Source organism: Caulobacter sp. (assembly GCF_049283275.1).
In the GTDB taxonomy this organism is placed as follows: Bacteria; Pseudomonadota; Alphaproteobacteria; order Caulobacterales; family Caulobacteraceae; genus Caulobacter.
On the sequence record NZ_JBAPVS010000178.1, the window covers coordinates 1 to 12,393 of the forward strand.

Below are 12,393 nucleotides of genomic sequence, written 5' to 3' on the forward strand. Positions count from 1 at the left end.
GCGCTCGGCGCCGGCGTGGTGGTCCAGATAGAGCCGCAGTTGCTCGACGAAGCTGATCCAGCCCTCGGTCATGTCCTCATAGACATCGTCCCAGCCGGCGTCGGCGGGGACAGAGCGAATGACGCGCAGCACGGTCCGGCCGTCCCGCGTCGCCACCTCGAAGCGGTCATCGACGCCTCTGAAGACCAGGGTCCTAGCCGCGTCGTCGGCCTCGGCGTGATCGACGAAGATGTAGGTGATCTCGTCGGCCAGGGTGGCCGCGTCCCAGCCGAACCACCGCCGGATCTGGTCGGGATCGCGCAGGGCGTTCCAGACCGTGTCGGCCGGAGCGGCGATGGTCACCTCGACCAGGACGCGGTCGATCTTGCTGGCCGTATCGGTCATCGCGGGTTCCTCAGTTGATGGCGGCGGGAGCTTTGCCGCGCGGGGTTGGGTGACCGCCCAGGGTCAGGCTGTAAGCGCGACCGCCCTGTGGCGTGTCGTAGGCGGCGACCAGATCGGCCAGGGCCTTGGCCAAATCGTGCGTGAAGGCCTCCATGGCCTGCGGCGTGGCGAAGGCGACCCGGGATTCCAGGGTGAAGGTCAGAAGGCGCGCCCCCTCGGCGTCGGCGGCGGCCCGCATCCGGGTCACCTCCCGCACCATTTCGGAGGCGGCCCCGATCAGATGTTCGGCCGCGTGACGATCCTGAACCCGCGCTCGATGGGGCGGTCCGTCCTGCAGGATGGCCGGATCGACCACGAAAGCCTCGGCGGAGGCCACGAACAGCCGCTCGGTGAAACCTCTCCGCGCGCGCTCCTCGACCAGCACGACCAGGCCGGCCGCCTCCAGCGCCCGCAGGTGGTAGCCGACCTTCTGGCGCGGCATGTCCAGAACCGCGGCCAGGCTGGCGGCCGACCCCGGCGTCTTCAGAGCCCGCAGCAGCTTCAGGCGGATCGGGGACAAGGCCTCCCGCATCCGTTCGACATCGTCCAGCAGGCTGACCGTGGTGGCGTTCATGCGTCATGTTTTCAATAGACAGATTTATTTGTCAATTGGTCCGACCCTGCGAATTGCTGAACCGGCTTGTCGCGCCTTCAGGAAAACTGGCCTTGCTTCACGGCCGCGCATCACGATCTACCCTACCGACCTCCCGCGCGGCCGGAATGAGCAGATGACCGTAAAGACCAGCGTCCTGGACGCTATCGGCGACACGCCGCTGATCCGCCTGAACCGCGCCAGCGACGCCACCGGCTGCGAGATCCTGGGCAAGGCCGAGTTCATGAACCCCGGCCAGTCGGTCAAGGACCGCGCGGCGCTGGGGATCATCCGCGACGCGGAGGCCAAGGGTCTGCTGCGCCCCGGGGGCCGGATCGTCGAGGGCACCGCCGGCAACACCGGCATCGGCCTGGCCATGGTCGCCTCGGCCCTGGGATACAAGACCACCATCGTCATCCCCCGCACCCAGAGCCAGGAAAAGAAGGACGCCATTCGCCTGCTCGGCGCCGAGCTTGTCGAGGTGGACGCCGTCCCCTACTCCAACCCCGACAACTATGTCCGCTATTCGGGCCGCCTGGCCGAGGAGCTGGCGAAGACGGAGCCCAACGGCGCGGTCTGGGCCAACCAGTTCGACAACGTCGCCAACCGCCAGGCCCACTTCGAAACCACGGGCCCCGAGATCTTCGAGCAGACCGACGGCAAGGTCGACGGTTTCATCTGCGCCATCGGCTCGGGCGGCACCCTGGCCGGCGTCGCCGCCGCCCTGCGGGCCCGCAAGCCGTCGGTGAAGATCGGCCTGGCCGACCCGCACGGCGCCTCGCTCTACAGCTGGTACGCCGACGGCGAGTTGAAGGCGGAGGGAACCTCGATCAGCGAGGGCATCGGCCAGGGCCGGATCACCGCCAACCTCGAAGGCCTGACCATCGACCATCCCTTCCGGATCAGCGACGAGGAGATGCTGGAGCAGGTCTTCGACCTGGTGCAGCACGAAGGCCTGTGCCTGGGCGGCTCGAGCGGCATCAACGTGGCCGGCGCCGTGCGCATGGCCAAGACGATGGGACCCGGCCACACCATCGTGACCATCCTGTGCGACCACGGCTCGCGCTATCAGAGCAAGCTTTTCAACCCCGTCTTCCTGGCCGAGAAGGGCCTGCCGATCCCGCCCTGGATGTGAGGCCGAGCCGAGCTATCGCAGCCCGTAAGGATTCTTCACGCCGCCGGCCGGCTTGCTCCCCGCCGCCGATCGCGTGATCTTGCCCGCCCAGGGGCGAGTCACACCCCGAAAGGCTTTGTCATGACCCACACCGATCCGCTCGTCTCGACCGCCTGGCTGCAGGAGCACCTGGACGCGCCGGACGTCCGCATCGTCGATGGGTCCTGGCACATGCCGGCCGCCAAGCGCGACCCGCGCGCCGAGTACAACCTGGCCCACATCCCCGGCGCGGTGTTCTTCGACATCGACGAGATCGCCGACGAGACCTCCGACCTGCCGCACATGCTGCCCTCGCCCATCAAGTTCGCGTCCCGGGTCAAGAAGCTGGGCCTGGGCGACGGCGCGCGGATCGTCGTCTACGACACCAGCGGCATCCTGCCCGCCGCCCGCGTCTGGTGGGAGTTCCGCGCCATGGGCCACGAGGACGTCGTGGTGCTGGACGGCGGCCTGCCCAAATGGATCGCCGAGGGCCGTCCGGTCGAGGACCTGGCCGTCATGCCCCAAGAGCGTCACTTCACCCCGCGCTTCCAGGCCGACATCGTCCGCTCGATCGACCAGATGAAACGCAATCTCGAAACCGGGCGCGAACAGGTGATCGACGCCCGCGCCGCGGGCCGTTTTGAAGGCCGCGATCCTGAGCCCCGCGCCGGCCTGCGCGGCGGCCACATCCCCGGCTCGCGCAACATCCCGCTGTCAGCCCTGCTGGCCCCTGACGGGACCATGCTGCCCGCCGACAAGTTGCGCGCCGTGTTCGAAGCGGCTGGAGTCGACATCGCCAAGCCGATCGCCACCACCTGCGGCTCGGGCATCACCGCCGCCGTGGTCTCCCTTGCTCTGGCCCGGCTCGGCAAGCCTCGGTCGGCGGTCTATGACGGTTCCTGGACGGAATGGGGCGGCCGCGACGACGTGCCGGTGGCGACGGGGGAAGCTTAGCCCCTCCCCGTGGGGGAGGTGGTTGCGCAGCGACCGGTGGGGGAGTCGTCCGACCTCGGCAAACTCCCCTCTCCGTCGGCTTCGCCGACACCTCTCCCACAGGGAGAGGAACTGGACGCCTAGATCCTCCCGCCCTCGGGCGAGGATCTTTGCCTTGAACCGCCGCATCGCCGCGCCGTACACCAAGCGTGTCGCACCCACCGAGTCCGCCCATGCCCCTGGATGAAGAAACCCGCCTGGTCCGCAGCGGCGCCCCGCCCAAGGGGGGCACGGTGCTGGCCCGCACGGTCAATCCGCCGGTCCAGCGCGGCTCAACGGTGCTGATGCCCAACGCCGCGTCGCTGTACGACGACAACCAGCTGACCTACGGCATCACCGGCCTATCCTCGCCGGCCAACCTGCAGCTGGCCCTAGCCGAGCTGGAGGGCTCGCCGGACGTCACACTGTATCCGTCGGGCCTGGCGGCGATCACCGGCGTCATGCTGGCCCTGCTGAAGGCCGGCGACGAGATCCTGGTGGTCGACAGCGCCTACAAGCCCACCCGCCGCTTCTGCGACCGGGTGCTGACCCGCTTCGGCGTGACCACCACCTATTACGACCCGGCCCTGTCGCCCGAAGCGCTGATGGCCCTGTGTTCGCCGCGCACCCGGATGATCCTGCTGGAGGCTCCGGGCTCCCTGACCTTCGAGATGCAGGACATCCCCGCCATCGCCGCCGCCGCTAACGCCCGCGGCGTCCTGACCCTGATCGACAACACCTGGGCGGCCAGTTTCTACTTCAAGCCCCTGGCCCACGGAGTGACCATCAGCGTCCAGGCCCTGACCAAATATGTCGGCGGCCATTCGGACGTGTTCATGGGCAGCGCCGCCACCGCCGACAATGTGATCGGCAACCAACTGGGCGACGCGATGTGGGACATCGGCTGGTCGGTGTCGCCCGACGACGCCTACACCGTGCTGCGCGGCTTGCGCACCCTGGCCACCCGCCTGCCCGCCCATCAGGCCGCCGGCCTGAGGATCGCCCGCTGGCTGCAGGACCGCCCGGAGGTGGCTCGCGTGCTGCATCCGGCCCTGGAAGACGATCCCGGCCACGCCCTGTGGAAACGCGACTTCACCGGCGCCTGCGGCCTGTTCGGCGTGGTGCTGAAGCCCGCCTCGCAGAAGGCCGTTCACGCCTTCCTCGACGCGTTGGACCTGTTCGGCCTGGGCTTCTCCTGGGGCGGCTATGAAAGCCTGGCCATCCACTGCGATCCGCAACTGAAGAACCGCTCGATCCCGGTGAACCTGGAAGGCCCGCTGCTGCGCCTGCACGTCGGGCTGGAAAGCACCGCCGACCTGATCGCCGACCTGGAGCGCGGCTTCGCGGCGCTGGCCAAGGCGTAAGTCGCCCCCCAAAATGATCCGGGACGACGGAGCTTGTAGGGTCTAGACAACCGCCTCGTTCGAAAGGCCACGCCCATGACCGTCCACATCGCGCTGTTGCGCGGCGTCAACGCCGCCGGAAACCGCCAGGTGACGGCCGACGAGCTGACCGGCCTGCTGACCGAACTGGGCCACACAGACGTCCAGACCGGCCCCAAGGTCGGCGACCTGATGTTCACCAGCGGCGAGCAGACCGGCGCCGAGCTTCAGGCCCAGATCGAGACGGCGCTGATGGATCGCTTCGCGCTGCGCACCGACGTCTATGTCCGCACGGCCGAGGCCTGGCGCGCCATGGTCGCCGCCAACCCGTTTCCCGAGTTCGCGGCCCAGGATCCCGGCTGGCTGATGGTCCTGTTCTGCAAGGACACCCCCGACAAGAAGGCCATGGGCGCCCTGCGCGCCGCGATCCGGGGGACCGAGCAGGCGAGGGCCGAGAGCCGCCAGATCTATGCGACCTATCCCGACGGGATCGGCGGCTCGAAACTGACCAACAGCCTGGTCGAAAAGACCTTGGGCACGCGGATCACCGGCCGCAGCTGGACCGCCGTCCTGGCGCTGGAAGCCATGCTGGGCGGCAACTAGTCCGCCGACGACAGCGGGACTTCCTTGACCAGCACCGCGAAAAGATCCGCGCCGGCCGGTACGGTCTCGCCCCAGGGCGCGCCGTCGAACGTCCAGCCCTTGTTGATGTCGAAGGTCCCTTCCAGCAGGGTCTGGCCAGTCATGTCGATCAGCAGGCTCTGGGTCATCGAATGGGCGAGCGGCGCGCCCACGGGAACGCCGGCGGTCGAGAAGGTGACCAGGAACTTGTCGACCGGCACGATGACGTCCTCGGACAGCCCATAGAGCGGCGCCCCCGCGACCGGCGAAAAGTTGCCGCCGGCGTCCATGCTCCGGGCGCTCAGCCCAGCCGTATAAGGCTCCGTCGTTGCGTTGACGATGGTCACCCCGGCCGGATAGCCCCCGGTGGTGACCTTTAGGCTGCCGGAGCCGTCGAAGGTGGCGATGTCGCCCAGCGCCACGTCGGCGAAAGTGATCTCCTTCAGCACCACGCCCCCGGTCACCACCTCCTTCGTCACAAACGCCTGGTATTCATCCGTGCTGATGAAGGTCGTGGTGTCGGCGAAGGCCGTGGTTTCGCCCCAGACCAGGGCCTTGCCCTGGGCGTTGGTCGTCTCGAAGCCCTTTAGGGCATAAAGGGCGTAGCCGAGGTCCTTCAGCGCCGCGAGCGTGGTCGGATCGACGAAGACGACGACCTTTTGAGAAACAACCATGAGCCCCCCTGAGCGCGCGCGCCGTTCATCGACCGCCTGGCGCCAGCTTGAGCGAACGCGTGGGTCGATGCAATCCACGAGAGATGCCGAGCCATCAACAATCCAGGAGAGCATTGCGCATTACATATCGTTTACAAACATAATCGCTGATTGACGCCAGCGTTTACGTCGGTAATCGTTACGGGGAACGAGAGAGGTTCCCATGCGGATCAGCACCGCCGAGAGCGAGATCATGAAGGTCTTGTGGGCCAAGAGCCCCATGACCGCCGAGGAGATCGCCGTCGCCCTGGCCGACGACCAGGACTGGGCCGAAGGCACGGTCAAGGCGCTGCTCAACCGCCTGCTCAAGAAGAACGCCATCGCCGCTGAGAAGGACGGCCGCCGCTTCCTGTATCGGCCGATGGTGGCCCAGGGCGATTATGTTCATGCCGAGAGCAAGGGCCTGCTGGACCGGCTGTTCGACGGCCGCCTGGCCCCGCTGGTCAGCCACTTCTCGCAGCGAGAGCGCCTGAGCGACGAGGACGTCGCCGAGCTGCGACGCATTCTGAAGGCGCACGACGATGGCCGGTGACCTGCTGGCCCTGTTGGTCCGCGCCAACCTGGCGATCGGCGCGGCCATACTGCTGGCGCTGATCCTGCGCCGGCCAGTGCGACGTCTGTTCGGCGCCCGCGCGGCCTATGCCCTGTGGCTGATCGCCCCGCTGGCGACAGTGGCCGTGCTTCTGCCTTCCCGCACCGTGACAGTTCGAATCCCCGCCCCTTCCGCTCCAGTCGCGTCAGCAACCGCGCCTGCGACGGCCGTCCAACTTCCGCCGACAGTCGCACCCCCCGGGCCCGTCCCGCGGTCGCCGACCCCGAAGTTGGATCTGAACGGTCCGCTCCTCGCGATCTGGGGCCTGGTCGCTCTGCTGGCCCTGGTCGTCCAAGCCGAACGCCAGCGCCGCTTCGTCAAGTCGCTGGGTCGCCTGAGGTTCGACGGCGGCTTGTTCCATGCCGAACGCAACGGCGTCGGTCCGGCGGTGATCGGCGCCCTGGCCCCTAAGGTCGTGCTGCCCGCAGACTTCGCCTTGCGCTTCACGCGCGAAGAACAGGCCCTGATCCTGGCCCACGAGCGCAACCATCTGTCGGTCGGCGACGCCCAGATCAACGCCCTGACCACGGCGCTGCAGTGCCTGTTCTGGTTCAATCCCCTGGTCCACCTGGGCGCCAACCGGCTGCGGGTCGACCAGGAGATCGCCTGCGACGCCGCCGTCCTGGCCCGCTTTCCCATCGCCGGCCGCCAGTACGGCGAGGCGATGCTCAAGACCCAACTGGCGCCTAACGCGCCGCCGCTCGGCTGCCATTGGCCGGCCTCGGCCAACAAGCAACTCAAGGAGAGGTTCGTCATGCTCGAGCAACACCGCCAGAGCCGCGCACGTCGTCTGATCGGCGGCGGCGCCGTCGCCGCCCTGTCACTGGGCGTCGCCTTCGCCGTCTGGGCCGCCCAGCCGGCGCGCGAGGTTCGCACCGTCGCCAAGATCTCCCGCCACGACGCCGCCACCTATCGGGCAAGCCCGCTGTACAAGGCCGTGCTGGACGGCGACGCGGCCAAGGCCCGAGCCCTGATCGCCGCCGGCGCCGACGTCAACTTCAAGGCCTACGGCGACGGCACGCCGCTGATCGAAGCCACACGATCGGGCCGGGCCGACCTGGTCGACCTGCTGCTGGCCAACGGCGCCGATCCCAACCTCGTCATGCGCGGCGACGGCTCGCCCCTGATCGCCGCCGCCGACGCCGGACGCGCCGACATCGCCAAGGCCCTGGTCGAGCGCGGAGCCTCGGTCGACGACTTCGTGCCCGGTGACGCCACGCCGCTGATCAACGCCATCCGCTCCGGCGACCTGGCCACCGTCCGCTACCTCGTGGACAAGGGCGCGAACGTGAACCGGCCCGCGCCGGGCGACGGCTCGCCGCTGATCGAGGCGGTCCATTCCGGTCGGGCCGAGGTGGTCGACCTGCTGCTGGCCAAGGGCGCCGACGCCGGTCTGGCCGTGCGCGGCGACGGCGACCCGTTGATCGCCGCGGCGGGCGCGGGACGGCTGGACCTGGCCAAAACTCTGGTCGAGCACGGCGCTTCGGTGGAGTCCTTCGTGCCCGGCGACGAGACCCCGTTGATCAACGCCGCCCAGTCCGGCGACCTGGCCACCGTCGCCTATCTCGTCGGCAAGGGCGCCGACGTGAACCGCGCCGTGCCGGCCAACAACGGCCAGACCCGCTCGCCGCTGGGCGAGGCGCTCAAGCATCGTCACGACGGGGTCGTCGACTACCTCAAGGCCAAGGGCGCCCGCGCTTAAGGCGCGCGCCCAAAAACCCTTCAAACCCAGATCGGAAACACGATGGCTTTCATCGACGCCCGAACCTTGCCCGACGCCAGCCTGATCGAAGCCGACCTGGTGATCATCGGCGGCGGCCTGGCCGGCATCACCCTGGCCAAGGAACTGGCCGGCGGTCCTCTGAAGGTCGCCATCCTCGAGAGCGGCGGGCGCGAGATCGACGCGGAGATTCAGGCCCTCTACGCCGGGACCGCCGTGGTCAAGGCCCCCGACAATCCCGACAAGCCGTTCGACGACTATCCGCGCCAGTCGCGGGCCCGGGTGCTGGGCGGTTCAGGCATGGTCTGGGGCGGCAAGTGCGTGCCGTTGGACCCCGCCGACTTCGCCGCCCGGCCCTGGGTTCCGCACAGCGGCTGGCCGCTCACCCGCCGGCAGATGCAGCCGTTCTACGACCGGGCCTGCGACCTGCTGGAAATCCCGCGCTTCGACGCCGACAACAAGATGCTGAAGGACCCGGCCCGTCCGCCGCTGGCCCTGGATCCTCGGGACGGGTTCTTCTCGGCCCCGCGCGTCCTCACCCGCTACTCCGGGGGAGCGGACAAGGACGCCTTCGATCGCTTCCGCACCGACTTCGCCGACGCCCCCAACATCACCGTCTATCTGCACGCCAACGTCACCCAGATCCGACAAACGGCGAAAGGCGATGAGGTCGAGGGCCTGGACGTGGCCTGCCTGGACGGCAAGCGCCACACCGCGGTCGGCAAGACCTATGTGCTGGCGGTCGGCGGCATCGAGAACGCGCGGCTGCTGCTGGCCTCCAACAGCGTGCGGCCTGAAGGGATCGGCAACCGCCACGACCTGGTCGGACGGTTCTTCCAGGGCCACGTGACCTATTCGCAGGACGGCGACGCAGAAACCGAGGGCACGGCGATCCACATCTCCGGCCAGGCGTCGATGAGTCTCTATTCGACCCTGCGTCGCACCCTCCCCCAATGCGTTGTGGCCGCCGGCCTGCCCGCTCAAGCGCGGATGGGAACCGGCAACTTCACCGCCACCTTCAACGGGGGCGTTCAGACGGAAACCGCCACGCCGCCCGAGGTTGAAACCCAGGCGGTGCGCCGGATCGCGACCCGGGTCGACGCAAACAACCAGGGCGAGGGCCAGCTCTTCGGCTTCTTCGGCATGTCCGAGCATCTGCCCAATCCCGACAGCCGGGTGACGCTGGATCCATCTGTCAAGGATCCGCTGGGCCTGCCGCGCATCCACCTGGAATGGCGCTACGGCAAGGCCGACTGGGACAACCTGGAGCGCTCGGCGGCCGGCTTCGGCGACGCCCTGGGCGCGTCCGGCCAGGGTCGCGTCTGCTGGCCGATCAAGCGCGGTCAGTTGCTGGCGATCTCCAGCGCCTCGCGCCACCATATGGGCGCGACCCGGATGAGCGCGGATCCGACAAAGGGCGTGGTCGATCCGGACCTGAGGGTGCACGAGATCGCCAACCTCTATATCGCCGGCAGCTCGGTGTTCCCGACCTCGGGCATCGCCAACCCGACCCTGACGATCCTGGCCCTGGTCATGCGCCTGGCCGACCACCTGAAGCGCGACATGGGAGCCCGCCGATGACCGCCGCCCTGGCTCGCCGCGACCTTCTGGCCGCGCTGTTCGCCGCCACGGCCCTGCCCGGTGTCGCCCTGGCCGCGCCCGACGCGGCGCTGTTCGGCGACCTCGACCAGGCCGCCGCCGCGCGGATCGGCAAGGCCTGGCTGGCCCAGCATCCCGACATCGGGCGAGCCGCCCTGGCCAGGCGCCTGTTCCCGAACGGTCGCGGCCCGGACGCCCTGCCCGCTCTGCGCCGCCGGGTTTCCGAGGACTTCCGACGCGGGGCGGTGTTCATGCATCGCGGCTGGCGGTTGTCGGAGACGGAGGGGGCGCTGTTCGGGCTGCTGGCGCTGGAGGGAGCCGCCTAGGAGGAAGCCGTCTTGGGCAACTTCAGCAGCATCCACGCCAGCCCCACCCCGCCCACGCCGATCACCGACGTCCCATAGGCCGCCCCGGCCAGGAAGCCGCTCCAGTCCAGCTCCAGGCGCGCGAAATAGCGGGCCAGCAGCAGCGAGACGCTGCCGATGTAGCCGCAGGAGTCGGCGACGTAGATCAGGAACCCGGCCGTCCCCACCTGCCCCGTGGCGGCGATCAGCCGGTCGAACAGCATGCCGTTGAACGGGGTGTAGGCCATGTAGACGCCCGCCCCGAGCGCGATCATCCAGGCCACCGGGCCCAGCAGACCCATCTGCCGCCCCAGGGTCGCCACCCCCACGACGGCGAAGCCCAGGGCCACGAAGGCGAAGTTGAAGCCGACCGCGCGGCGGTTGTCGCGCACCAGGCTCAGCACCCCCAGCCCGACCAAGACGATCGCCGCCACCGGGATCTCCGACAGCGAGAAGATCCCCGCGGCGTTCTTGAAGCCCAGCTCGGCCCAGATCTCGGCGGCGAAGTTGTCGCGGAAGTCGCGCAGGGCGGTCAGCAGCACATAGACGACCACCAGCAGCACCAGGGCCGGCGCATGGGCGGCGAACATGGCGGCGCGGGCCTTGGCGTCCATCGGGGCGCGGCGCACCCGGGCGACCTCGTCGGCCGGCGACGGCGGCGGCAGCTGGGTCAGGGCCGCCACGGCCAACAGCAGCAGCGGCGTGAACAGCAGCCCGGTCAGGGCCGGCATCCAGCGCTCGTCCAAGCCCTGCAGCAGCAGGCTCTTGCCCACCGACTTCACCACGCCCGAGGCGACGATGAAGCTGGCGCACAGCATGGCGCCCAGCACCTCGGACAGCCGCCGCCCCTCGACGAAGCCGAACACCAGGCCCCAGATCATGCCCAGGCACAGGCCGTTGACGAACAGCGCCAGCGGACCGGCCACCGCCGGACCCAGGCTCAGGCCCAGCAGCGACAGCTCGGCCCCGCCGATCAGCGCCAGGATCGCCAGCCAGCGCCGCTCGGGCCGCATCTCGGAGATCACCTTGATCCCGATGATCTTCGACACGGCGTAGCCGGCCACCTGGGCGATCACCAGGGCGACCTTGAAGTCGATGGCCAGCGGCCATCCAGCCATCTGCTCGTAGTGCGCCGCCGTGAACGGCTTGCGATAGGCGAACATCGAGAAATAGGCCGCGAAGGCCGCCAGCCCGCCGTACAGCGCGAAAGCCCACGGCGGCGCCTTGGCCAGGGCGCGGGCGATGGGTCCTTGAATCGTTGTTACGGTCGGCATGCCCCATGGGCGGGTCGAACCGACGCCCGCGTCAACTCCCGATCAGCGTCAGGCCGTCAGGGCGGCGCGGGCGAACGTTTCCTGGGCGACATCAACCGTCAGCTCGCGGGCGTGGGCCGCCACCTCGCCGACCACGATCACCACCGGGCCGCCCTGGCTCTTGAGGCGGTCGCCCAGGGTCTCCAGGGTGCCGTGGTGGATCCTGGCGTTCGTCCCGCCGGCCTGCTCGACCGCCACGGCCGGGGTGCTGGGCGCGCGGCCGGCGGCGATCATCCGTTCGCACAGGGCCTGGGCCACCTCACCGCCCATATAGACCGCCAGGGTCGCCTCGGGATCGCCCGCCGCGCTCCAGTCGCCGCTGAGCGCTCCCGCCTCCAGCCGCGCCGTGGTGAACACCACCCGCCGGGCCTCGCCGCGATGGGTCAGGGGGAAGCCGAACTGGGCGGCGGCGGCGCAGGCGGCGGTGACGCCGGGCACCACCTCGACCGACACCCCGTGGTCGCGCAGGAACGCCGACTCCTCGCCCACCCGGCCGAACACCGAAGGATCGCCGCCCTTCAGCCGCACGACCCGAAGACCTTTGCGCGCCAAACGCAGCATCAGGCGGTTGATCTCGTCCTGGTGCATGCTGGGCTTGCCGGCCCGCTTTCCGGTCTGGATGCGCACGCAGCCGGGCGGCGCCAGGGCGATGGCCTCTTCGCTGATCAGGGCGTCGTACAGCAGGGCCTGGGCGCTCTCGACGGCGCGCACCGCCCGCAAGGTCATCAGGTCGACCGGACCGGGACCGGCGCCGACGAGCAGGATTTGAGCGCTAGACATGAGCAGGCTCCTTGGCTGGAACAGCGGCAGCGGCGATCATCCGGGCGATCTCGGGACGGCAGGACCCGCAGTTGGTCCCGGCCCCGGTGACGGCGCCGACCGCGTCGGGGCTGGCGGCCCCGGCGGCGATGGCGGCCTGCACGGCCTTGGCGCCGATCTTCAGGCAGGCGCAGACCAGCGGCCCCTTAT

Annotated in this window: 14 protein-coding genes; 8 read left to right on the top strand and 6 right to left on the bottom strand. The window is 69.4% G+C overall.

What is annotated here, in order from left to right; translation table 11 throughout:
• Together WAL33_RS09650 and WAL33_RS09655 are read right to left on the bottom strand one after the other, a co-directional pair.
• Window positions 1-384 (bottom strand): SRPBCC family protein (locus tag WAL33_RS09650; RefSeq protein ID WP_422180810.1); only part of this gene is annotated, 384 nt, incomplete at its 3' end.
• A 10-nt stretch (window positions 385-394) separates the two neighbouring features.
• Complete coding sequence (locus WAL33_RS09655) at window positions 395-997, bottom strand: helix-turn-helix domain-containing protein (protein WP_422180812.1); 603 nt, start codon at window positions 995-997, stop codon at window positions 395-397.
• Between the two features lie 154 nt (window positions 998-1,151).
• Between WAL33_RS09655 and WAL33_RS09660 the strand changes: the two genes are divergently transcribed.
• The 4 genes from WAL33_RS09660 (at window position 1,152) to WAL33_RS09675 (ending at window position 5,125) form a co-directional block, all read left to right on the top strand.
• Window positions 1,152-2,150 carry a cysteine synthase A gene (locus tag WAL33_RS09660; RefSeq protein ID WP_422180814.1) on the top strand — a complete coding sequence of 333 codons (999 nt, stop codon included), beginning with the start codon at window positions 1,152-1,154 and terminating at the stop codon, window positions 2,148-2,150.
• Between the two features lie 120 nt (window positions 2,151-2,270).
• Window positions 2,271-3,122, top strand: a complete 852-nt coding sequence (gene sseA, locus WAL33_RS09665; RefSeq protein ID WP_422180816.1) for a 3-mercaptopyruvate sulfurtransferase — start codon at window positions 2,271-2,273, stop codon at window positions 3,120-3,122.
• A 218-nt stretch (window positions 3,123-3,340) separates the two neighbouring features.
• Window positions 3,341-4,504, top strand: a complete 1,164-nt coding sequence (metC, locus tag WAL33_RS09670; protein WP_422180836.1) for a cystathionine beta-lyase — start codon at window positions 3,341-3,343, stop codon at window positions 4,502-4,504.
• Between the two features lie 75 nt (window positions 4,505-4,579).
• Window positions 4,580-5,125, top strand: a complete 546-nt coding sequence (locus WAL33_RS09675; RefSeq protein WP_422180818.1) for a DUF1697 domain-containing protein — start codon at window positions 4,580-4,582, stop codon at window positions 5,123-5,125.
• Here the strand turns inward: WAL33_RS09675 and WAL33_RS09680 are convergent.
• Window positions 5,122-5,817: a hypothetical protein gene (locus tag WAL33_RS09680; protein WP_422180820.1), complete on the bottom strand. Its 696-nt coding sequence runs from the start codon at window positions 5,815-5,817 to the stop codon at window positions 5,122-5,124. The genes WAL33_RS09675 and WAL33_RS09680 overlap by 4 nt on opposite strands.
• Before the next feature lie 202 nt (window positions 5,818-6,019).
• On the opposite strand from WAL33_RS09680, the gene WAL33_RS09685 reads away from it, so the two are divergent.
• From WAL33_RS09685 to WAL33_RS09700, 4 genes are read left to right on the top strand one after another with little or no spacing between them, the layout of a single operon-like run.
• On the top strand, window positions 6,020-6,388 hold the full coding sequence (locus WAL33_RS09685; protein ID WP_422180822.1) for a BlaI/MecI/CopY family transcriptional regulator: 369 nt from the start codon (window positions 6,020-6,022) through the stop codon (window positions 6,386-6,388).
• Window positions 6,378-8,150 (top strand): M56 family metallopeptidase, encoded by a 1,773-nt coding sequence (locus WAL33_RS09690; protein WP_422180824.1) that lies wholly within the window; start codon window positions 6,378-6,380, stop codon window positions 8,148-8,150. The genes WAL33_RS09685 and WAL33_RS09690 overlap by 11 nt, the downstream gene beginning before the upstream one ends.
• A 42-nt stretch (window positions 8,151-8,192) precedes the next feature.
• Entirely contained in the window at window positions 8,193-9,749 is a 1,557-nt protein-coding gene (locus WAL33_RS09695; protein WP_422180826.1) for a GMC oxidoreductase, read from the top strand.
• Window positions 9,746-10,093, top strand: coding sequence for a hypothetical protein (locus tag WAL33_RS09700; protein WP_422180828.1), 348 nt, complete (start codon window positions 9,746-9,748; stop codon window positions 10,091-10,093). The genes WAL33_RS09695 and WAL33_RS09700 overlap by 4 nt, the downstream gene beginning before the upstream one ends.
• Here WAL33_RS09700 and WAL33_RS09705 read toward each other — a convergent pair.
• From WAL33_RS09705 to WAL33_RS09715, 3 genes are all read right to left on the bottom strand, one after another.
• Window positions 10,090-11,385: a DUF5690 family protein gene (locus WAL33_RS09705; RefSeq protein WP_422180830.1), complete on the bottom strand. Its 1,296-nt coding sequence runs from the start codon at window positions 11,383-11,385 to the stop codon at window positions 10,090-10,092. The genes WAL33_RS09700 and WAL33_RS09705 overlap by 4 nt on opposite strands.
• 48 nt (window positions 11,386-11,433) lie before the next feature.
• On the bottom strand, window positions 11,434-12,204 hold the full coding sequence (cobA, locus tag WAL33_RS09710) for a uroporphyrinogen-III C-methyltransferase (protein WP_422180832.1): 771 nt from the start codon (window positions 12,202-12,204) through the stop codon (window positions 11,434-11,436).
• Window positions 12,197-12,393 (bottom strand): (2Fe-2S)-binding protein (locus WAL33_RS09715; RefSeq protein WP_422180834.1); only part of this gene is annotated, 197 nt, incomplete at its 5' end. The genes WAL33_RS09715 and cobA, both read right to left, overlap by 8 nt.

Coding starts and splice junctions, on each gene's coding strand:
- WAL33_RS09705 (WP_422180830.1), bottom strand. CDS start 11,385: ATGCCGACCGTAACAACGATTCAAGGACCCATCGCCCGCGCCCTGGCC.
- WAL33_RS09655 (WP_422180812.1), bottom strand. CDS start 997: ATGAACGCCACCACGGTCAGCCTGCTGGACGATGTCGAACGGATGCGG.
- WAL33_RS09675 (WP_422180818.1), top strand. CDS start 4,580: ATGACCGTCCACATCGCGCTGTTGCGCGGCGTCAACGCCGCCGGAAAC.
- WAL33_RS09680 (WP_422180820.1), bottom strand. CDS start 5,817: ATGGTTGTTTCTCAAAAGGTCGTCGTCTTCGTCGATCCGACCACGCTC.
- WAL33_RS09685 (WP_422180822.1), top strand. CDS start 6,020: ATGCGGATCAGCACCGCCGAGAGCGAGATCATGAAGGTCTTGTGGGCC.
- sseA (WP_422180816.1), top strand. CDS start 2,271: ATGACCCACACCGATCCGCTCGTCTCGACCGCCTGGCTGCAGGAGCAC.
- WAL33_RS09690 (WP_422180824.1), top strand. CDS start 6,378: ATGGCCGGTGACCTGCTGGCCCTGTTGGTCCGCGCCAACCTGGCGATC.
- WAL33_RS09660 (WP_422180814.1), top strand. CDS start 1,152: ATGACCGTAAAGACCAGCGTCCTGGACGCTATCGGCGACACGCCGCTG.
- cobA (WP_422180832.1), bottom strand. CDS start 12,204: ATGTCTAGCGCTCAAATCCTGCTCGTCGGCGCCGGTCCCGGTCCGGTC.
- WAL33_RS09695 (WP_422180826.1), top strand. CDS start 8,193: ATGGCTTTCATCGACGCCCGAACCTTGCCCGACGCCAGCCTGATCGAA.
- WAL33_RS09700 (WP_422180828.1), top strand. CDS start 9,746: ATGACCGCCGCCCTGGCTCGCCGCGACCTTCTGGCCGCGCTGTTCGCC.